The sequence below is a fragment of the Thermomonas beijingensis genome (assembly GCF_020034655.1).
In the GTDB taxonomy this organism is placed as follows: domain Bacteria; phylum Pseudomonadota; class Gammaproteobacteria; order Xanthomonadales; family Xanthomonadaceae; genus Thermomonas; species Thermomonas beijingensis.
The window spans coordinates 716,943-737,381 of the sequence record NZ_JAIQDJ010000001.1; the positions used below are offsets into that span (position 1 = coordinate 716,943).

Annotated in this window: 13 protein-coding genes and 3 tRNA genes; 14 read left to right on the forward strand and 2 right to left on the reverse strand. The window is 64.8% G+C overall.

Translation table 11 applies throughout. The features are described 5' to 3' along the window. Nucleotides 1-19 precede the first annotated feature (19 nt). Genes recC through recD form a run of 3 tightly spaced genes read left to right on the forward strand, consistent with a single transcriptional unit; the run spans nucleotide 20 to nucleotide 9,254 of the window. Nucleotides 20-3,775 carry an exodeoxyribonuclease V subunit gamma gene (recC, locus tag K7B09_RS03340; protein WP_223626748.1) on the forward strand — a complete coding sequence of 1,252 codons (3,756 nt, stop codon included), beginning with the start codon at nucleotides 20-22 and terminating at the stop codon, nucleotides 3,773-3,775. Next, entirely contained in the window at nucleotides 3,772-7,392 is a 3,621-nt protein-coding gene (locus tag K7B09_RS03345; RefSeq protein ID WP_223626751.1) for a UvrD-helicase domain-containing protein, read from the forward strand. The genes recC and K7B09_RS03345 overlap by 4 nt, the downstream gene beginning before the upstream one ends. Beyond that, a complete protein-coding gene (recD, locus tag K7B09_RS03350; protein ID WP_223626753.1) occupies nucleotides 7,389-9,254 on the forward strand; it encodes an exodeoxyribonuclease V subunit alpha in 1,866 nt (621 codons plus the stop codon). The genes K7B09_RS03345 and recD overlap by 4 nt, the downstream gene beginning before the upstream one ends. Nucleotides 9,255-9,367: 113 nt before the next feature. Here the strand turns inward: recD and K7B09_RS03355 are convergent. Together K7B09_RS03355 and K7B09_RS03360 are read right to left on the reverse strand one after the other, a co-directional pair. Further along, nucleotides 9,368-9,444: transfer RNA gene (locus K7B09_RS03355), tRNA-Asn, on the reverse strand. Nucleotides 9,445-9,525: 81 nt separating this feature from the next. Continuing rightward, entirely contained in the window at nucleotides 9,526-10,056 is a 531-nt protein-coding gene (locus tag K7B09_RS03360) for a GspH/FimT family pseudopilin (RefSeq protein WP_223626755.1), read from the reverse strand. Nucleotides 10,057-10,228: 172 nt separating this feature from the next. Between K7B09_RS03360 and uvrB the strand changes: the two genes are divergently transcribed. From uvrB to K7B09_RS03415, 11 genes are all read left to right on the forward strand, one after another. Next, nucleotides 10,229-12,277: an excinuclease ABC subunit UvrB gene (gene uvrB, locus K7B09_RS03365; RefSeq protein ID WP_223626757.1), complete on the forward strand. Its 2,049-nt coding sequence runs from the start codon at nucleotides 10,229-10,231 to the stop codon at nucleotides 12,275-12,277. Nucleotides 12,278-12,347: 70 nt separating this feature from the next. Then, nucleotides 12,348-12,422, forward strand: a tRNA-Val gene (locus K7B09_RS03370). A 237-nt stretch (nucleotides 12,423-12,659) separates the two neighbouring features. Next, nucleotides 12,660-14,561 carry a threonine--tRNA ligase gene (gene thrS, locus K7B09_RS03375; protein WP_223626758.1) on the forward strand — a complete coding sequence of 634 codons (1,902 nt, stop codon included), beginning with the start codon at nucleotides 12,660-12,662 and terminating at the stop codon, nucleotides 14,559-14,561. Between the two features lie 41 nt (nucleotides 14,562-14,602). Further along, complete coding sequence (gene infC, locus K7B09_RS03380; RefSeq protein WP_223626760.1) at nucleotides 14,603-15,172, forward strand: translation initiation factor IF-3; 570 nt, start codon at nucleotides 14,603-14,605, stop codon at nucleotides 15,170-15,172. A gap of 385 nt (nucleotides 15,173-15,557) precedes the next feature. Further along, nucleotides 15,558-15,755, forward strand: a complete 198-nt coding sequence (gene rpmI / locus K7B09_RS03385; protein WP_027083463.1) for a 50S ribosomal protein L35 — start codon at nucleotides 15,558-15,560, stop codon at nucleotides 15,753-15,755. Between the two features lie 11 nt (nucleotides 15,756-15,766). After that, the gene (gene rplT, locus K7B09_RS03390) at nucleotides 15,767-16,126 is read left to right on the forward strand and encodes a 50S ribosomal protein L20 (protein ID WP_223626762.1); all 360 of its coding nucleotides are present in this window, start codon (nucleotides 15,767-15,769) and stop codon (nucleotides 16,124-16,126) included. Between the two features lie 102 nt (nucleotides 16,127-16,228). Beyond that, complete coding sequence (pheS, locus tag K7B09_RS03395; RefSeq protein ID WP_223626764.1) at nucleotides 16,229-17,239, forward strand: phenylalanine--tRNA ligase subunit alpha; 1,011 nt, start codon at nucleotides 16,229-16,231, stop codon at nucleotides 17,237-17,239. A gap of 9 nt (nucleotides 17,240-17,248) precedes the next feature. Continuing rightward, entirely contained in the window at nucleotides 17,249-19,633 is a 2,385-nt protein-coding gene (pheT, locus tag K7B09_RS03400) for a phenylalanine--tRNA ligase subunit beta (RefSeq protein ID WP_223626766.1), read from the forward strand. Nucleotides 19,634-19,645: 12 nt separating this feature from the next. Further along, nucleotides 19,646-19,963 carry an integration host factor subunit alpha gene (locus K7B09_RS03405; RefSeq protein WP_223626768.1) on the forward strand — a complete coding sequence of 106 codons (318 nt, stop codon included), beginning with the start codon at nucleotides 19,646-19,648 and terminating at the stop codon, nucleotides 19,961-19,963. Next, entirely contained in the window at nucleotides 19,956-20,312 is a 357-nt protein-coding gene (locus K7B09_RS03410; protein ID WP_223626770.1) for a MerR family transcriptional regulator, read from the forward strand. The genes K7B09_RS03405 and K7B09_RS03410 overlap by 8 nt, the downstream gene beginning before the upstream one ends. 33 nt (nucleotides 20,313-20,345) lie before the next feature. After that, nucleotides 20,346-20,422: transfer RNA gene (locus K7B09_RS03415), tRNA-Pro, on the forward strand. The last annotated feature ends 17 nt before the right edge of the window (nucleotides 20,423-20,439 follow it).

Below are 20,439 nucleotides of genomic sequence, written 5' to 3' on the forward strand. Positions count from 1 at the left end.
CAGATCCGAGGGCCGACGGTTGAATACTGCTGAACACGATGCGGGCCTGATCCTGCTGCGCGCCAGCCGGCTGGAGGCGTTGCTGGAACCACTGGAATCCCTATTGGCGCAAACGCGGCCGGTGCACCCGCTGGCCCCGCAGACGGTGATCGCCGCGCATCCCGGCATGAAGCAATGGCTGGCCGGCGCACTGGCACGGCAGGTGGGCGCAGGCCGCATCGTTGCCAATCTGGATGTGCAATTGCCCAGCACTTGGCTGGACCGGCTTTCGGCCGATCTACTGGACGCACGCGCGGTGGCCCTGCCGAATTACCGCCGTGGGCATCTGCGCTGGACCCTGCACGCGATGCTGGGCGATCCGTCCGCGCATGGCGTCACCGACCCACGCGTGCTGTCCTACCTGGACGCTTCGGCCAGCGCCGATGAGCGCGCTCTGCGCCGCTTCCAACTGGCCGACCGGCTGGCGCGGGTGTTCTCGCAGTACCTGGTGTATCGCAGCGACTGGCTGCAGGCCTGGGAGGCGGGCAAGCACGCCTTCGCCACCGCCAAGCATGGTGATGCGGCGTTGAGGGCACTGGAATCGGCCTGCCTCGCGCCGCTCTGGCAGGCGGTCGTCACAGCGCTGGGTGAGCATCGCGGCCGCTTGGTCGATGCGCTGGTCTCGGCACTGCAGGCGGATCCCGCGCCGCGCGCGCCGCTGCACGTGGTGGGTCTGTCGCACCTGCCGCCGGCGGAACTGTCGGTGCTGCGGGCCTATGCGCGCCGCGCGCCGGTGTTCCTGTACGTGCCCGATCCCTGCCGCGAGTACTGGGGTGGCCTGCACAGGGCGACGGGGCAGGGCGGCTGGCGCAAGCCCGATGCGTCCGGTTGGCAAGCCTTCCGCGATGAAGAGCAGGCGCGCTTCGACGATCCCGGCGCGCTCGACTGGCGCGATCAGGGTCATCCGCTGCTGGCGCGCTGGGGGCGCCTGGGCCAGCACTTCTTCGCCGCCCTGGTGGACGGCGAGCTGCGCGAAGATATCCGCCACTGGCAGGACGACGGCGCCGGCACGCCGCCCGATCGACTGGCGCGCCTGCAGGACAGCATCCGCCGCTTGCAGCCGGAGTTGCTGCAGGAGGATGCGGTCGCCGCCAATGCCACGGCCGATCCCAGCCTGCGCATCCACGCCTGCCACACCCGCCAGCGCGAGCTCGAAGTGCTGCGCGATGCGCTGCTGGATGCCATCGATAAAGCGGGGGTGCGTCCCGGCGATATCGCGGTGATGGCACCCGACATCCAGGCCTACCTGCCGTTGATCCCGGCGGTGTTCGGTGAGCCGGGCTCCGCGCGCGAGCGGCTGTTGCCCTACCACCTCGCCGACGTGCCCGTCGCCCGCAGTCATCCGCTGTTTGCCGTGTTCGACACCCTGCTGGGGCTGGGCGCATCGCGCATCACCGCGCCCGAGGTGGTGGACCTGCTGGGCGTGGCGGAGGTGCGCGCCGCCTTGGGACTGGATGCGGGCGATGCCGATATCCTGGTCGAATGGCTGCGCAACAGCCGCGTGGCCTGGGCGCTGGACGCTGCGCACAAGCAGGCACTGTCGCTGCCGGCGCGCGCCGAGCACAGCTTCGCCTGGGCGATGGACCGGCTGCTGGCCGGCTACCTGATGGCCGACGTGCCGGGCGGGATCGATCCGCAGCCGGTCACGCTGCCCGATGGCACCGCACTGCTGCCACTGGCCGGCATCGAAGGCCCGTCCGCGGCGGCGCTGGGCAGTCTGGACCGGCTGCTGTGCGAGCTGCAGGCGTGGCGCGACCTGGCCCCGATCGAACAGCCGGCAAGCCGGTGGGCGACGGTGCTGCGCGAGCGCGTGGACGCGCTGCTGCGCATCGACCGCACCGATGCCGACGCCCGCGCCGCGCTGTCGGTGGTGCATCGCGCGATCGCCCAGCTCGCCGCGGAACCGGCGCGCAACGGCGAGGACCCCGCGCTGCGCATGCCGGTGGTGTGTGAGCTGCTGCAGGACGCGCTGGCCGCCGCGCCGGAGCGCCAACGCTTCCTGATGGGCGGCATCACCTTCTGCGGCATGGTGCCGCAGCGCGCGATCCCGTTCGCCATGGTCTGCGTGTTGGGGCTGGACGAAGGCGCGTTTCCGCGCCGGCCATCCGATGGCGGCATCGACCTGATGGCGCGCCTGCGCCGCCTCGGCGACCGCGACGTGCCCGGCGACGACCGCTACCTGTTCCTGGAAACCGTGATGTCCGCGCGCAAGCGGCTGCACCTGTCGTACATCGGCCAGGGCGCGCGCGACGGCAAGCACCGCAACCCGGCCGCGCCGCTGGCCGAGCTGCTGGCCGAACTCGACCGTGCCTGCGGCAACGCGCCCGATGACGACAAGGCGCCGCGGCCGTGGCTGGTGCGACATCCGCTGCAACCGTTCGACGGCCGCTACTTCGACGGCACGCATCCGGCGCTGTTTTCGTTCTCGCCGGCATTCGCGGGCATGCGCGGGGCGGGCAGGGGAACGCTGCCGCGCCTGCGCGACGGCAATCTCCCCGTGCCGGAACCGCTGCCGGAGCCGCTGCCGCTGGCCACGCTGGAAGGCTTCTTCAAGGACCCGGCCAAGGCGCTGTTGAAGGAGCATCTGCAGCTGTCGCTGGATGCGCTGGACGACGACGTGCGGCTGGCGGAAGACGAGCCGATGGATGCGATTTCAAGGATCCACGCGGTGGCGCGCACGGTGTTCCTGCAGCAGGTGCTGCCGCGCAAATGCGGCGATCCCGCGTGGGCCTGGGACCGCCAGCCGCCGGCGTGGGTGGGGCTGGGCGGGCTGTTGCCGCTGGGCGCGGCCGGTGAAGCCGCATGGGCGAAGGAAGCGGACGCAGTGGATGCGCTGTGGAGCCAGGCCGATGCCTGTGGCCGCTTCGATGCGCGCGGCGAGCACGGCGGCCAGGCGATAAGGATCGACGTGCCGCTGGTGCTGCCCGGCGACGCGATTGCCGGGGCAAGCGCACCGCAGCGCATGACCGGGTTGCTGCGTAATGTGTTCCCGCTCAACGGGGTGGCGGACGGCGTGCAGATCGTGTTCGCATTCCCCAATCCGAAGGATGGAAAGAAGCATCTCAAGGCTCCGAAGGATCTCGGCTTCAAGGAGCGCGTCCCCGCTTTTCTGCAGTGGGCGCTGCTGCGCCTGCAGCACGCAAGCACCGACACGCCTGCGCCGGTGCGCCTGACCATGCTGGCGGCCGGCGAGCCGGATCTTGCCATGCAGGCGAATGACTGGGATGCGAGATACTGCGCCGCCGACACTGCGAAGCGTGCGGCCATGGAAGCCGACCTGCGCCGGCGCCTGCGCGCCTTGGTCGAGCTGATGCGGATGGGCCGCGAGGGCACCTCCTGGTTCCATCCGAAGTCCGGGTGGGCCGCCTTGCAGGCACAGCAAGGCGTGCCGAAAAAAGCCAAGGGCAAACAGGGCGAGGCCGAGGCGGAGAAGGACGCCGACTGCGCAGACGAGCCTTCAGCGGAAGCAGCGGCGCAGCAGTCGCGTGAGGCCGCGATCGCCAAGGCGGTGCGCGGCAAGTGGGTGAGTGAGTCCGGCCAAGGCGTCGGCGAGCGCGACTACGCCCCTGGCTACGCGCAGTTGCTGGAAGGCGACCTGATCTTCGGCGATCCCGACACCGACCCGGACAGTCGCGCCCTGCACGCACTGCTGCAGGACGCGCAGGCCATCCACGCCCTGATCCTGCTGGGTGACGGCGACGCCAGCCCTGCAAACGCCAGCGAGGAAGCCGCATGAGCCAGCCCATGGATTGGACCACCTTGCCCTTGCAGGACGGCGGCCGCAGCCTGGTGGAGGCCAGCGCCGGCACCGGCAAGACCTGGACCATCGCCGTGCTGTACCTGCGCCTGCTGCTGGAGGAGAAGCTTTCGCCGCGGCAGATCATCGTCAGCACCTTCACCAACGCCGCCGCCGCCGAACTGCGCGAGCGCCTGCGCGGCAAGCTGCTGTGGGCGCTGGCCGAGGCGAACCAGCACCAGCAGGGCATCGCCAGCGACGCGGGCAAGCATGCGGATCGCGACTGGATCCGCAAGCGCTGGCGCGACCAGCCGGCCGCGCTTGATGCGGACGTGCAGCGCCTGCAGGCCGCGCTGGCCGAGTTCGACGCCGCGCCCATTTCCACCCTGCACGCGCTGTGCTCGCGCATCCTTGCCGACCATCCCTTCGCCGCCGGCGCCTTGTTCCGCGGCCGCGAGATGATCGACGGCAAGACGCTGGAAGCCGCGCTGGTCGCGGATCTGTGGCGGGTGATCGCGCAGGGCGATGAAGCGGATGAGCTGGTGGCGCTGGCCCGCGCGGCCGGGATCACCCTCAATTCGCTGAAGAAATACGTGCCGGTGTTGTTGCAGGCGGATGTGGAGGTGGGGTGTCTGGATCTCAATGCGCTTCGTGGCCGGCTGGGTTTTCTTGGCGATCTGGATGCGTGGGCGAGCAGGGTACGCGGCTTGCTTGACGATGATTGCTGGTTCCACCAACGCAGCGCGCTACGTCAGACGTGGCGCAGTCTGGTTGATGTCATCGTGCCGTTGCCGGGTGTGGTGCCGGGTGAAATTGATCTGGCGAAGCTCAAGGCCGCAAAGGCGCTCACGGCAATCAGCAAGGCGGGTGTTGCAAATCCTGATATTCAGGCATTGGCAAACGTATCCGGTGATATCGCTGCGGTGTTCTCTGATGAGGAATGGGATCGTGCCGGCAGCATCCCGCTGCGCCAATTCCTCGCCGTCGCCCAGCACTGGTGCCGCGCCACCCTGCAGGCGCGGCTGGATGCCGCCAACCAGTCCAGCTTCGACCAGCTGCTGGTCACGGTGCGCGACGCGCTGGCACCTCGCGACGGGCAGCGGGTGCTGGCCGATGCGCTGTTCGCCGCCTGGCCGGTGGCGCTGGTGGACGAGTTCCAGGACACCGACCCCGTGCAGTTCGGCATCCTCGATGCGATCTACAGCGACGAGGACAGCGCGCAGCGCGGGCGGCTGGTGATGATCGGCGACCCCAAGCAGGCGATCTACCGCTTCCGCGGCGGCGACGTTGCGACATACGAGCGAGCCAAGGCGCTGGTACCGGACGCAGACCGGCTTACGCTGGGCACCAACCATCGCTCCAGCCGGGGCTATGTCGAGGCGGTCAACCAGTTCTACGCGAACACACGCGCCGAACTGGGGCCGCAGCAGTCGGCGACGTCCATCCGCTATCAGCGCGTTGCGCCGAGCGGCCGCCGCGACGGCCAGCCGCTGCGCGCCGCGCACGACAATACGCCCGTCAGCCGTCCGCTGATGCTGCACCGGCTTGCGGCGGACGACGCTGCGCCCGACCTCGAAGCGCACGCGCTGCGGGTGTGCGCGGGGCAGATCGCGTGGGCGCTGTCGGAAGATGGCTATTCCATCGGCGAAGACCGGCTCCAACCCGGCGACATCGCCGTGCTGCTGCCGAGCAATGCGCAGATCGTCAAGCTGGCGGTGATGCTCAAGGCGCGTGGCGTGCCCTGCGTGACGGGCTCGCAGAAGAGCGTGTTCGACACCGCCATCGCCCGCGAGCTGCGGCTGGTCCTGCACGCGGCGCTGCACCCCGAGGATCCGCGCACGCTGCGTGCCGCGCTGGCCACGCGCCTGATAGGCGCGAGCCTCGGCACGCTGCAGGCCCTGCGCCACGATGCGGCAGCCTGGGACAGCCACGCCAGCCGCTTCCATGTCCTGCACGCCACGCTGGAGCGCGGCGGCCCGCTGGCGCTGGTGGCGGCGTTGCTGGAGCAGCACGCCGCGCGCTTGCTGGACACGGCGGAAGGCGAGCGCATCCTCACCGACCTGCGCCACCTCGGCGAGCTGCTGCAGGAAGCCTGGGACGAAGGCGGCGGCGAACGGCTGCTGGCGTGGTTCGCCGAGCAGATGGCCGATGGAGCCGAAGGCAGCGACGCCGTCGACGCACGCGCGCTGCGGCTGGAATCGGATGCCGCGCGGGTCAAGCTGATGACCCTGCACGCCAGCAAGGGGCTGGAGTTCGGCGTGGTGTTCCTGCCGCTGATGTGGAAGCACGGTCGCTCGAAGATCGCCGAGCGCAAACCGCATGTGCTGGCCAGTGCCGACGGCAGCGTCAAATATCTCGTCGAAGGGCCGGCCAAGGACATCGTCAAGCAGCAGGAATCCGAGGAGCGCCATCGCATCCTCTACGTGGCGCTGACCCGCGCCATCCATGCCTGCCATGTGTTCGTGCTGCCGACGGGCGATGTTCTGGCCGACGCCATCCGCAGCGCGAGCGCAAAGGACGTGGCGTTGAACGACCTGGAGCTGTCCGTGTTCCCGACCGACGAGGCCAACTGCATCCACGTCGTCGACGGCTGGGATCCACATCCAGACCTCGTATGGCTGGGTGGCGGAGAAGTGGCCGAGGCGCGCAGCGCCCGTCCGTTGCCCGCCGCACCGCCCGGCCCGCTGCCGATGCGGCACAGTTTCACCACGCTCGGCGGTGGTGGCCGGCATCGCCTGGGGTTCGAGGACAGCGCGGCCGAGGATGAAGCGCAGACCGAGCAATTCGCCGCTGAGCAGACCGATGCCGCTGAGGTGACAGCCGCGCCGATCATCGAGGCAACCCGCCATCCCGAACTCGACGCACTGGCTGGCGTCGCCGGTGCCGACTTCGGCAACGCCGTGCATGCATTGTTCGAGCATCGCGTGCCGGGGCAGCCGATTGCGCCGCACACCGTGCTTGCCGCCCTGCACGAGCATGGCGTGCGCCCGCGCGAAGGCGAGCTCGACGCGCTGGCCGCGCCGTTGACGCGGCGCCTGCAGAAGGTGCTGGAGGCGCCGCTGGCGGATGGCGGCGGTCCGCGCCTGTGCGATCTCGCGGCGACCGACATGCGCGCGGAACTTGAGTTCAACTACCACCTCGACGGCGTATCGCTGCGCGCCTTGCGCAAGGCCTGCGAGGCCCATGGGGAGCCCGGCCTGGTGCCGGTACGCGAACAGACCCTGGCGGGCTTGATGAACGGCAAGATCGACCTGGTGTTCGCCCATGGCGGGCGCTTCCATGTGCTGGACTACAAGGGCAACCAGCTCGCCGCCGGGCCGCAAGGCTGCCTGCAGGACTACGCCCCCGAAGCGCTGGAGACGAAGATGCTGGCCACCGGCTACCGCCTGCAGGCACTGCTCTACACCGTTGCGGTCGAGCGCTACCTGCGCGAGCGCCTGGGCAAGGACTACCGCCGCGACCAGCACCTCGGTGACTGCTGGTACCTGTTCATCCGCGCGGTCGGCCTGCGCCTGCCGGACGGCACGCCCTGCGGCGTCTGGCGCCACCGGTTTGATGATGGCTTGCTGGATGCCGTGCAGGGCGTGCTGGGGCTGGACCTGGAGGAGGCTGCATGAGCGCGTACACCGCCGGCGAGGCATTCGGTTTCGCTCGACAGCAACGGGTGGTGGACAGTCCCGACGAGTGGCGCGACCTCGATCGCGCGGTCTGGCACTGGGTGATGGCGCATGGTGGCGACGAGGCGACCGCCCGAGCGGCGGCTTGGGCCAGCCACGCCGAAGGCCAGGGCCACAGCGCGCTGCCGCTGGCGTATTGCGACAGCAGCGGGCGACGGGTGCTGGATGACCGGCAATGCGACGCGCTGGCGCGAAGCCCGCTGGTGGCCGCGGTGCAGGCGGGTGATGCGCCGGAGGCACGGCCGCTGGTGCTGGATGGCGAGCATCTCTACCTGCTGCGCAATCATCGCGCCGAAGTGGACGTGGCCCGTGCGCTGCGCGCCCGCCGCGATGCCGCGCACGCACCGCGCAGCCCGATCAGCGATGCCGACCTGCGCGCGCTGTTCAACGGCAGCTGGCAGGACGCCGAGGAGCGCCAGCGCGCCGCCGTGCGCCAGGCCCTCGGCCGTCGCCTGATGGTGCTGACCGGTGGTCCGGGGACCGGCAAGACGACGACCGTGCTGCGCATGCTGCTGGGCCTGTCGTGCGAACACCACGCCGTCACCGGCCGTCTGCCGCAGCTGCGGATCGCCGCGCCCACCGGCAAGGCCGCGCAACGGCTGGCGGAATCGTTGCGGCAAGGGGCCGAGCGCCTGCACGGTGGCGCACAGCCAATCGGGGCGGAATGGCTGCCGCATCTTGGCGCGGTGCTCACCGCCGATGCCGCCACCGTGCATCGCCTGCTGGGCAGCCGCGGCCGACATGGCGGATATGCCTTTAACGCCGGCGAGCCGCTACCGGCCGACATCGTCGTCATCGACGAAGCCTCGATGCTCGATCTCGGCCTGCTGCGCGCCCTGCTGGCGGCATTGCGCGAGGACGCGGTGCTGGTGCTGGTGGGCGATGCCGACCAGCTCACCTCGGTCGGTACCGGCTCGGTGATGATGGACGTGGTGCAGGCACTGGAAGACGACCTGCGCGGCGACCTGGTGCGGCTGTCGCACTGCTTCCGCGCCGATGTCGCGCTGGTGCCGATCAACGAAGCCGTGCGTGCCGGGGATGTCGCGGCGTTCGATGCCGCCATCGGCGCCGCCACTGTGCATGCGGTGCCCGACGTGGCCAGCCTGCGCCGCCGCCTGTTCGCCTGGGCGCGCGACCTGCAGGCCGCGCTGGAAGCAGTGGCCATCACCACGCCGGTTGCCGCGAACCACCAGCGCGCATTGGCTGCGCGGCTCGCGGTATTGCGTCGCCAGCAGTTGCTGTGCGCCCTGCGCGAAGGCTCGTTCGGTGCGACCCAGGCCGCCGAAACGATTGCCGCGCGCCTGCGCGCGTGGGAGGCGCTGGCGCCGTGGTCCGGCGGCGCGTGGTATCCGGGCCGCTGCGTGATGGTGACCCGCAATGACCACGCCGCGCGGCTCTACAACGGCGATGTCGGCGTGTGCGTGCTGGTCGATAACGGCGCCGGCAAGCCGCTGTTGCAGGTTGCGTTCGAGCCTGCGCCCGATGCGTCCTCTGCCATCCGCGAAACAACTGCCGCCGGCTTGCGGCTGCTCGATCCAACCACACTGCCGCCACACGAGGACGCATTTGCACTGACCGTGCACAAAAGCCAGGGCTCCGAGTACGACCGCGTGGCGGTGCTGCTGCCACCCGATCCCGCCTCGCCCCTGCTGGTGCGCCAGATGCTTTACACCGGCATGTCCCGCGCCAAAACCGTCGTCGAGTTGTGGGCGCTGTCGGAGGTCACGAAAAAAGCCCTGTCCACGCGGCTGGCGCGGCATGGGCGGCTGGCAAACCGAATAAGCGCATCCCGGCATGGATGACCTGGACGGCTACGCTGAACGAGTGCGCATGCAGTCACTGACGATTGGCTACGATTTGGCTAGGCTAGGAACGAGAAAGGGCCGCCGAAGCGACCCTAAATCATTGAAAAAATTGGCGCCCGAAGTTGGACTCGAACCAACGACCCCCTGATTAACAGTCAAGTGCTCTAACCGGCTGAGCTATTCGGGCGGGGAGCGGCATTGTAGTCGGCAGTCTCCGTTCGGGCAAGCGCTTGCAGCGAAAATATTGCAATTGATGACGGGTACGCGCTTATGCGGGGCAGGGCGTGGTGGCTTTTGGATGTTCGCTGCGTGGGCGTCCCATGTTGTTGACAATCACTTGGCCCAGCAGCTCACCGGCGTGGTTGCAGATGGAAATGGTGAGATTGCTGCCGGCGCTGCTGCCATCGGGCAGGTAGCGTAATTGCTGACGCCCGGTGGTGCTGACCACGCGCAGGTGTGTGCTGGTGGGTTGCAGGTCCACCCGTAGGATGTCGTCATTGTGGTCGGGACGGCGGTTGCCATCGTCGTCCACGAACAGCATCCAGCCGGTGCTCCAATCGATACCAGCGGCGCAGCTGGTACCGTCGCTGGAGGGGCACAACACGGCGCGGCGGTTGCGGCTGACGGCAGCCATTCGCGCTAGTTGCATGTGCGTGGTCAGGGAAGCTGCGGCGGCCGTGGCGCGTTGGTGTTCGATAAAACTTGCCATGGCCGGGCCCGCAACACCCGCCAAGATCGCGATGATCGCCAAGGTGATGGTCAATTCGATCAGAGTGAAGCCAAAGTGCTGGCGGCGCATGGCGAGATTCCCGTGGGTGTGCAAGTCAGGCTAGGCGCGCCGGACTGAAGCGGGGATCGGCAGACGCCTGGACGCGATGTCGGAAAACCCCGAAATTGGGTCAGGAGTTTTGAGGTCTGTGCCTCAGGCGGCTTCGGCGTAAACTCAGCGGTTGCCCTTTGCCGTGCCCGCGATGAGCCAGTCCGTTCCCTCCGATCTCGACCTTGCCACTGCTTCGGATCGCTTCGAGTTGGTTTCGCCTTACCAGCCGGCAGGCGGTCAGCCGCAGGCGATTGAAAAACTGGTGGCCAATTTTGGCGCGGGCATTGCCAAGCAGGTGCTGCTGGGTGTGACCGGTTCGGGCAAGACCTACACCATTGCCAATATGATCGAGGCGGTGCAAAAGCCGACTTTGGTGATGGCGCCCAACAAGACCCTGGCGGCGCAGTTGTATGGCGAATTCCGCGCATTTTTTCCACGCAATGCGGTCGAGTATTTCGTCAGCTATTACGACTACTACCAGCCCGAAGCCTACTTGCCGTCGACCGATACCTTCATCGAGAAGGACAGTTCGATCAACGATCACATCGAACAAATGCGGCTGGCGGCGACCAAAGCCTTGCTGTCGCGCCGTGACACGATTGTGGTGGCCACGGTGTCGGCGATTTATGGGTTGGGTGCGCCGGAAGATTACCTGTCGATGCGGCTGATTTTGTCGCGCGGTGAGCGCATCGATCAGCGCGAACTGCTGCGCCATCTGACCACGCTGCAATACAGTCGCAATGAATTCGAGTTGGATCGCGGCACATTTCGCGTGCGCGGCGAGAGTATCGACGTGTTCCCGGCTGAGTCGGATCTGGAGGCGCTGCGCATCGAATTGTTTGATGGCGAGATCGAGCAGTTGTCGATGTTCGATCCGCTCACTGGCGAAGTGTTTCGCAAGTTGCTGCGCTACACCATCTATCCCAAAACCCACTACGCCACACCGCGTGCGCGGGTGCTGGCGGCGGTCGACACCATCAAGGAAGAATTGCGCGAGCGCCAGGAGCAGTTGTACTCGGCCAATAAATTGCTGGAAGTGCAGCGGCTGTCACAGCGCACGCAATACGATCTGGAAATGATGGCCGAGGTGGGTTTTTGCACCGGTATCGAAAACTATTCCCGGCATTTGACCGGGCGCAATGCGGGTGATCCACCTCCCACCTTGTTCGACTATTTGCCCGCCGATGCGTTGCTGGTGATCGACGAATCGCACGTCACCATTCCGCAGATCGGCGCAATGTACAAAGGCGACCGTTCGCGCAAGGAAACCCTGGTGGAATTTGGTTTTCGGCTGCCATCGGCGCTGGACAACCGGCCGCTGCGGTTTGAGGAATGGGAGCAGCGCGCGCCGCGCAGTATTTATGTGTCGGCGACGCCCGGCCCGTACGAACTGCGCGAAGCTGGCGATGATGTGATCGAGCTGGTGGTGCGCCCGACCGGTTTGGTCGATCCACCGGTCGAAATTCGTCCAGTGGCGACGCAAGTGGACGATCTATTGGGTGAGATTCACGGGCGGGTGGCGATGGGCGACCGCGTGTTGGTCACCGTGTTGACCAAGCGCATGGCCGAGAATTTGACCGAATACCTGTCCGAGCACGATGTGAAAGTCCGCTATCTGCATTCCGATGTGGACACGGTGGAGCGCGTGGAGATCATTCGCGATCTGCGGCTGGGTGTGTTCGATGTGCTGGTCGGCATCAACCTGCTGCGCGAGGGGCTGGACATGCCGGAGGTGTCGTTGGTGGCAATTCTGGATGCCGACAAGGAAGGGTTTTTGCGCAGTACCGGTTCGCTGATCCAGACCATTGGTCGTGCTGCCCGCAACCTGCGCGGCAAGGCGATTTTGTATGCCGACCGCATCACCAATTCCATGCAGCGCGCACTCGACGAAACCGATCGTCGTCGCCAGAAACAGCAAGCCCACAACGCCGAACACGGTATCGTGCCGCAGTCGGTGCAGCGTGCGGTGATGGATGTGATGGAAGGTGCGCGCGCCGAGCCGGGTGAGCTGAAGGGCCGTGGAAAAATGAAGCGGGTGGCCGAGCCGGAGCAGGAATATTTGCGGATGAGCCCATCCCAGCAAGTCGCCAAACTCAAGGCACTGGACGCGCAAATGCACCAGCACGCCCGTGATCTGGAGTTTGAAGACGCCGCCCGCGTCCGTGACCAGATCCGCAAGCTGCGTGAAGCCGCGCTGTAATTGCGGGCGCTGTGCTTGTCGTTCGCCTCAAGCACAGGCTATAATCACCGGCCCCGTGTTTGGGGATAGCGGGCGGTTAGCTCAGCGGTAGAGCACTACCTTGACATGGTAGGGGTCACAGGTTCGAACCCTGTACCGCCCACCACGCCAGATTCTCGTAAAGTAAGAGCGTTGGCGTGGCAACACATCGGAGACCAAGGTGGCCTGCGGCAGCGCAGGTCTCGCGTGCGACATGAACACTACCTGCGCCCATTGCTGAGTCTGCCGACGCATTCGTCCACGTGTTGACGTGGGTTATCGAAAGGCGCTTCGGCGTCTTTTTTCGTTTTAAATTCCGCAACCGGCCGCGCGCCAGTGCTTACGACTTTTGAGTGTTGTCACCATGATCAATATCACGCTTCCCGATGGTTCCGTGCGTTCGTTCGACAATCCCGTCACCGTAGCCGAGGTGGCTGCCAGTATTGGCGCAGGGCTTGCCAAGGCCACCCTGGCCGGCAAAGTGAACGATGTGCTGGTGGATGCCAGTACCCTGATCGACCACGATGCCGCGCTGGCGATCGTCACCGAAAAATCCCCGGAGGCGCTGGACATCTTGCGCCATTCCACGGCCCACTTGTTGGCGCAGGCTGTGCAGCGCCTGCATCCCGGTGCGCAGGTCACCATCGGCCCGGTGATCGACAATGGCTTCTATTACGACTTTGCCTACGAGCGTCCGTTTACGCCGGAAGACCTGCCCGCGATCGAAGCGGAAATGCAAAAGATCGTGAAGGAAGCCCTGCCGCTGAGTCGCAGCGTGAAATCGCGCGACGAGGCGGTGGCCTACTTCAAGGGGATTGGCGAGGCCTACAAGGCCGAAATCATCGAAAGCATTCCGGCCGATCAAACGCTGTCGCTGTACACGCAGGGCGAGTTCACCGACTTGTGTCGTGGCCCGCACGTGCCCGGCACCGACAAGCTGCGCGCGTTCAAATTGATGAAGGTGGCCGGCGCGTATTGGCGTGGCGACCACAACAACCAGATGCTCAGCCGCATTTACGGTACGGCATGGCTGAACGACAAAGAGCTGAAAGCGTATCTGACCCAGCTGGAAGAGGCTGAAAAACGCGATCACCGCAAAATTGCCAAAGCGCAGGATTTGTTTCACCTGCAGGAAGAAGGTCCAGGCTTGGTGTTCTGGCACCCGAAAGGCTGGAGCATTTGGCAGACGGTTGAGCAGTACATGCGCAAGGTCTACCGCGACACGGGTTATGGCGAAGTGCGTTGCCCGCAGATTCTGGATGTGGAGCTGTGGAAGAAGTCCGGCCATTGGGACAACTACAAGGACAACATGTTCTTCACCGAGTCCGAAAAGCGGACCTACGCGGTGAAGCCGATGAATTGCCCCGGCCATATCCAGGTGTTCAATCAGGGTCTGCACAGCTACCGCGACTTGCCGATCCGCTACGGCGAGTTCGGCGCCTGCCACCGCAACGAGCCGTCCGGCGCGCTGCATGGCATCCTGCGCGTGCGCGGCTTCACCCAGGACGATGGCCATGTGTTCTGTACCGAAGGTCAGATCGAATCCGAAGTGCGGGCCTTCCATGAGCAGGCCCTCAAGGTTTACTCGGACTTCGGTTTCAGTGACATCCAGATCAAGATCGCATTGCGCCCGGACTCGCGCCTGGGTGACGATGCCACATGGGACAAGGCCGAAGACGCCCTGCGCAGTGCGCTGCGTGCATCGGGCGTGGAATGGCAGGAATTGCCGGGCGAGGGCGCGTTCTATGGCCCGAAAATCGAGTATCACCTAAAGGACGCGATTGGCCGCACCTGGCAGCTGGGCACCATGCAGGTGGACTTCATGATGCCGGGCCGTTTGGGCGCGGAATATGTGGATGAACACAGCCAGCGCAAGCATCCGGTGATGTTGCATCGGGCCATCGTGGGCTCGATGGAGCGCTTCATCGGCATCCTGATCGAACACCACGCTGGCCAGTTCCCGCCGTGGTTGGCGCCGGTGCAGGCGGTGGTGCTGAATATCACCGATGCGCAAGCCGATTATGTCGATGAAGTAAGGAAATCCCTTGCAAATCAAGGTTTCCGTGTAATCGCCGATTTGCGGAACGAAAAAATCGGCTATAAAATCCGCGAACACACGCTGCAGCGCGTGCCCTATCTACTGGTGGTCGGTGACCGCGAGAAAGAAACTGGCCAGCTGTCCGTGCGTACGCGGGGTGGGGAAGACCTCGGTACCCTGTCCGTCGCCGAGTTCGCAGCGCGTTTGCGTGAAGAACAGGCGGGCTGACGGGCCGCCCCTGCAACAACCGGTCATTGATTCCGGAATCAATGACCGTTCCGGCCGATAACGGCCAACCCTTGGAGACAGCCACAATCAGTACCCCCGACAACAAGCAGAACCGCAGGAACCTCGAAATTCGAGTGCCGCGCGTGCGCGTCATTGGTAGCGACGGCGAGATGATCGGCGTTCTGTCGCGTGATGAAGCCTTGCGCATGGCCGAAGACGAGGAGCTTGATCTCGTCGAGATCCAGCCCAACGCGGATCCGCCGGTCTGCAAGATCATGGACTTCGGCAAGTTCAAGTTCGAACTGCAAAAGAAGGCCAATGAAGCCAAGAAAAAGACCAAGCAGGTCGAGATCAAGGAAGTCAAATTCCGCCCGGTGACGGACGAAGGCGACTACCAGATCAAGCTGCGCAAGATGCGCGAATTCCTGGTCGAAGGCGACAAGATCAAGGTCAATATCCGCTTCCGTGGCCGCGAGATGAGCCATCAGGAGCTGGGACGCGAAATGGCGGCCCGGATTGAAGGGGATCTTGGCGAAGACATCGTCATCGAGTCGCGTCCGCGCCTGGAAGGCCGGCAGATGGTGATGATGATCGCGCCGAAGAAGAAGTAGGTTTTGCGCGGGCGACTGCCGGGGATTACGGGCAGTCAGTCCTGCCCGCCGGAATACCGGCGGGCGTGCAGACCAATGGTCTGCACGCGCAGCCTGACTCACCCCCGATACTTGCTTTGTGCCCGCAATCCCCGGCAGTGGCGGTGGCGTTGTGTGGCACACCGCAACGTCCGGATGTTCAGGACAAAGATTGCAAATCCGGTTGTGGCCCGCCATAATTGGCGGCCCGGTTCGCCGGAATTGTTGTCAGCAGTACCCAGGACCCGCCCTGATTCGCTCCTGAATCACAGGCTTACCCACCGGCAAGGCAGGATGGAAAGCGTGATCGCGCCCTCGTGGCAAGATTGCCGCCTCAGCCAGTTAGTTGATTTCGCAAGGACTCCCAATGCCCAAGATCAAGACCAATCGGGCGGCGGCCAAGCGCTTCCGGAAGACCGCTTCCGGCAAGTACAAGTGCGGCCACGCCAACAAGAGCCACATCCTCACCAAGAAAGCGACCAAGCGCAAGCGCAACCTACGGCAGACGAACCATGTTCGTGCCGAGGACGCGGGCCGCCTGGACCGCATGCTGCCGTATTTGTGAGGAGATAAGACATGGCACGAGTTAAACGTGGTGTGACGGCACGCGCCCGTCACAAGAAAATCCTGAAGCAGGCCAAGGGCTACTATCACGCCCGTCGCAAAGTCTTCCGCGTCGCCAAGCAGGCGGTGACGAAGGCTCTGCAGTACGCCTACATCGGCCGCAAGCAGAAGAAGCGTCATTTCCGCACCTTGTGGATTGCGCGTATCAATGCCGCAGCCCGCGCCAATGGCCTGAGCTACAGCCGTTTCATGAACGGTCTGTTGAAGGCCGGCATCACCTTGGATCGCAAAGTGCTGGCGGACATCGCCGTGCATGATGCGGCGGGCTTTACTGCCCTGACCGAAAAGGCCAAGGGCGCTTTGGCGGCGTAAGCTGCTGATCCACACGCAGATGCATCCGGTGGCGCAAGCCACCAACACGTGGGGAAGGGCGCAAGTCCTTCCCCATGTTCGTTTACGGGACCGTACAACCTCATGAGCGATATCGAATCGTTATCCACCCAAGCCCTGGCCGACATCGCAGCGGTCGCCACACCCGATGCGCTGGAAGCCCTGCGCGTGGCACTGCTGGGCAAGAGCGGCAGTATCACCGCGCAGCTCAAAGCGCTGGGTGCGTTGCCGGGTGATCAGCGCAAAGCCGCAGGCGAGGCCATCAATCGTGCACGTGATGCCATCGGTGATGCGCTCTCCGCACGCAAAATCAGTCTGGATGCTGCGGCATTGGATGCGCGGTTGGCCTTGGAAACGGTGGATGTCACCCTGCCGGGGCGCGATGGCACACGCGGTGGCGTGCATCCGGTCAGTCGCACGCTGGAGCGCATCACCGACATCTTCGGCCGGCTGGGCTATGCATTGGCCGATGGTCCGGAAATTGAAGATGATTGGCACAACTTCGAAGCGCTGAATTTCCCGCCGCATCATCCGGCGCGGGCGATGCACGATACGTTCTATTTTCCCGATGGTCGCCTGCTGCGCACACATACCTCGGGCGTACAGATTCGCTACATGCAGGACTTGTTGGCCCAGGGTGGCACGCCACCGCTGCGCATGATCGCCGCCGGCAAGGTGTATCGCAGCGATTCCGACCAGACCCACACACCGATGTTCCATCAAGTGGAAGGCTTGTTGGTGGACGAGCACGCCAGCTTTGCCGACCTCAAAGGCACCTTGGTCGAATTCGTGCGTGCGTTTTTCGAACGCGATTTCGATATGCGTTTCCGGCCCAGCTATTTCCCGTTCACCGAGCCGTCGGCGGAAGTGGATATTGCCTGGCAGCAGCCCGATGGCAGCCAGCGCTGGCTGGAAGTGTTGGGCTGCGGGATGGTGCATCCCAACGTGCTGAAAAGCGTGGGCATCGACCCGGAAAAATACACCGGCTTTGCATTTGGCTTGGGCGTGGAACGCTTTGCGATGCTGCGTTATGGCGTCAATGATCTGCGTGCGTTTTTCGATAACGATGTGCGCTTCCTGCGCCAGTTCGCCTGAGGTGCTGTGATGAAATTCTCCGAAAACTGGCTGCGCCAGCATGTCAAAACCTCGGCCAGCCGTGATGCACTTGCGGCCACGTTGACCGCAATTGGCTTGGAAGTCGAAGCGCTCACCACCTTGGGCGAGCAGCTCGATGGTGTGGTGGTGGGCAAAATCCTAGCGGCCGAAAAACATCCCGAAGCCGACAAGTTGCAGGTCTGCCAAGTGGACGTTGGCGGTGCCGCGCCGCTGCAAATCGTGTGCGGCGCGCCCAATGCGCGTGCAGGGCTGATGGCGCCACTGGCCACCATTGGCACGCAAGTGGGCAACTTGACCATCAAGGCTGCCAAACTGCGCGGCGTTGCGTCCAACGGCATGCTGTGCTCGGCCAAGGAATTGGGCATCGATGCCGATGCTTCGGGTTTGCTGGAATTGCCGGACGATGCGCCGGTCGGCAAGCCGCTGGCTGACTATTTGGGCCTGCCCGACGCCAGCATCGAACTCAAACTCACCCCCAACCGCGCCGACTGTTTTGGCGTGCGCGGGATCGCGTTTGACGTGGCGGCAGCCACGGGCTGCGAGGTAGAACCGCTGCATGCAGAACCGGTTGCGGCGGTGACAACCGCAGCGATGGCGGTGGAATTGAGCGCCGGTGCCGATGCGCCGCGCTTTTGCTGCCGCGTGATCGAAGGCGTGAATGCAACCGCAAAAACGCCATTGTGGATGGCGCAGCGTTTGCTGCGCAGCGGTGTGCGCCCGATCAGCCTGCTGGTGGATGTCACCCAGTACATCATGCTGGAGCTGGGTCAGCCGATGCATGCGTATGACCGCGATTTGCTCACGGGCCCGCTGGGTGTGCGCCATGCGCGCGCCGGGGAAACCTTGACGCTGCTCAATGGCGATGCCGCCGAATTGGACGCGCAATTTCTGGTCATCACCGACGCCGATCGCGTGGTCGGGCTGGCCGGCATCATGGGTGGCGATGCCACCAAGGTGAGCGATGGCACGCGCAATGTGGTGCTGGAAGCCGCACATTTTGCACCGGCCGCCATCATCGGCCGCAGTCGCAAACTGGGATTGCATACCGATGCCGGGCACCGCTTCGAGCGCGGCGTGGACCCTGAGCTTCCGCCGATTGCCATCGAATACGCCAGTCGCCTGATTCTGGAGATCGCCGGTGGCACACCGGGGCCGTTGGTGGATGTGGCGCGTTTGTCTGATATGCCGCAGCCGCAAGTGGTGCGCTTGCGGCGTGCGCGTTTGGCGCGAGTGCTTGGCACGCAAGTGGACGATGCCGAGGTCACGCGCATGTTGGGCGCGCTTGGGTTTGCGGTGGAATACACCGACGCGGGCTGGACGGTGACTGTGCCGCCACGCCGCTTTGATATTGCCATCGAAGAAGATTTGGTCGAAGAGATTGCACGCATCCATGGCTATGACGCGATTCCCGCAACCCTGCCGGCGGGTTCCACGCGCTTGATCGCACCCTCGGAAACCCGCAGCAGCGAACACGATACACGTCGGCAATTGGTGGCACGCGAATATCTGGAAGCGATCAACTATGCGTTTGTCGATGCCGCGCTGCTGGCCTATTGGCAGCTGGATACGGGCAGCGTGGCGCTAGCCAATCCACTGAGTGCAGAGCTCGGTGTGATGCGCACGCGCTTGTTGCCGGGGCTCACTGCCGCGTTGGCGCGCAACAGCGCACGCCAGCAATCGCGGGTGCGGTTGTTCGAATTGGGCCGCACGTTTGCGGCGGGCAGTGCTGCGCCGATCGAAACCCGGCGCATTGCCGCCGTGGCCTGTGGTGATGCCGCCAGCGAGCAATGGGGCGTGGCTGCGCGCAAGCTCGACTTCCATGACATCAAGGGTGATCTGGACAGCCTTGCGGCAATATCAGGCGCAACACTGGAGTACCGTGCTTCCACGCAGCCATTTGCACACCCGGGCCGCAGCGCCGAGGTGTATCGCCTGAATGAAGCCGGGGATGCCGTGTGCATTGGCTGGATTGGTCAACTGCATCCACGCGTGCAGCAGGCGATGGCTATCGATGCCGAGGTGTACGGCTTCGAGCTTGAGCTCGATGCGCTGCTGGTGCGGCCACTGCCGCGTGCGGCGGCGTTGTCGCGCTACCCGTCTGTGCGGCGTGATTTGGCGTTTGTCGTCCCGGAGTCCGTGCATTGGGCGGTGATGCAGGCGACTGTGCGGCAGGCTGCCGGCAACCAGCTGCGCGACCTGCAGTTATTTGACCGTTATGTGGGCAAGGGCGTGGAAAGCGGATGCAAGAGTTTGGCTATGGCCTTGATTTTGCAAGATGATTCCCGCACTCTGACTGATCGTGACGTGGATGCCGTGGTGGCCGAGGTAGTGGCCGCGCTGAGCGCAAACCATGGCGCGGTGATTCGCGGTTGACAGGGGGCGGAAATGGCGTTGACGAAGGCGGAAATGGCCGAAAAGTTGTATGACGAAGTCGGCTTGAACAAGCGCGAGGCGAAGGAATTCGTCGATGCGTTTTTCGATGCACTACGCCAGGCATTGGAGCAGGGCCGGCAGGTCAAACTGTCGGGCTTCGGCAATTTTGACCTGCGGCGCAAGAATCCACGCCCGGGGCGCAACCCCAAGACCGGTGAGGAGATCCCGATCACGGCGCGTACCGTAGTGACCTTCCGTCCCGGCCAAAAGCTGAAAGAACGCGTTGAAGCGCTGTCCAGCAACCAGAACGCGGAGCTGGCACATGCTTGATCCCGGCAGCAATCGCGAACTTCCACCGATCCCCGCCAAGCGTTACTTCACCATCGGCGAGGTCAGCGAGCTGTGCGACGTCAAGCCGCATGTGTTGCGCTACTGGGAAACCGAGTTCCCGAGTCTGGAGCCGTCCAAGCGTCGCGGCAACCGCCGCTACTATCAGCGCCATGACGTGTTGATAGTGCGCCAAATCCGCAGCTTGTTGTACGAACAGGGCTATACCATCGGTGGTGCGCGATTGCGCTTGGATGGCGAAGGTGCCAAGCAAGAGTCGGCACTGAGCAACCAGATCGTGCGGCAAGTGCGTACCGAGCTGGAAGAAGTGTTGCAACTGCTGCGCCGCTGAGCATGTCTTTCGGCTATAATCGCCGGCCAATCTCGGGGTATAGCGCAGCCTGGTAGCGCACTTGTCTGGGGGACAAGTGGTCGTCGGTTCAAATCCGGCTACCCCGACCAATTTTCAGTGTGCCATC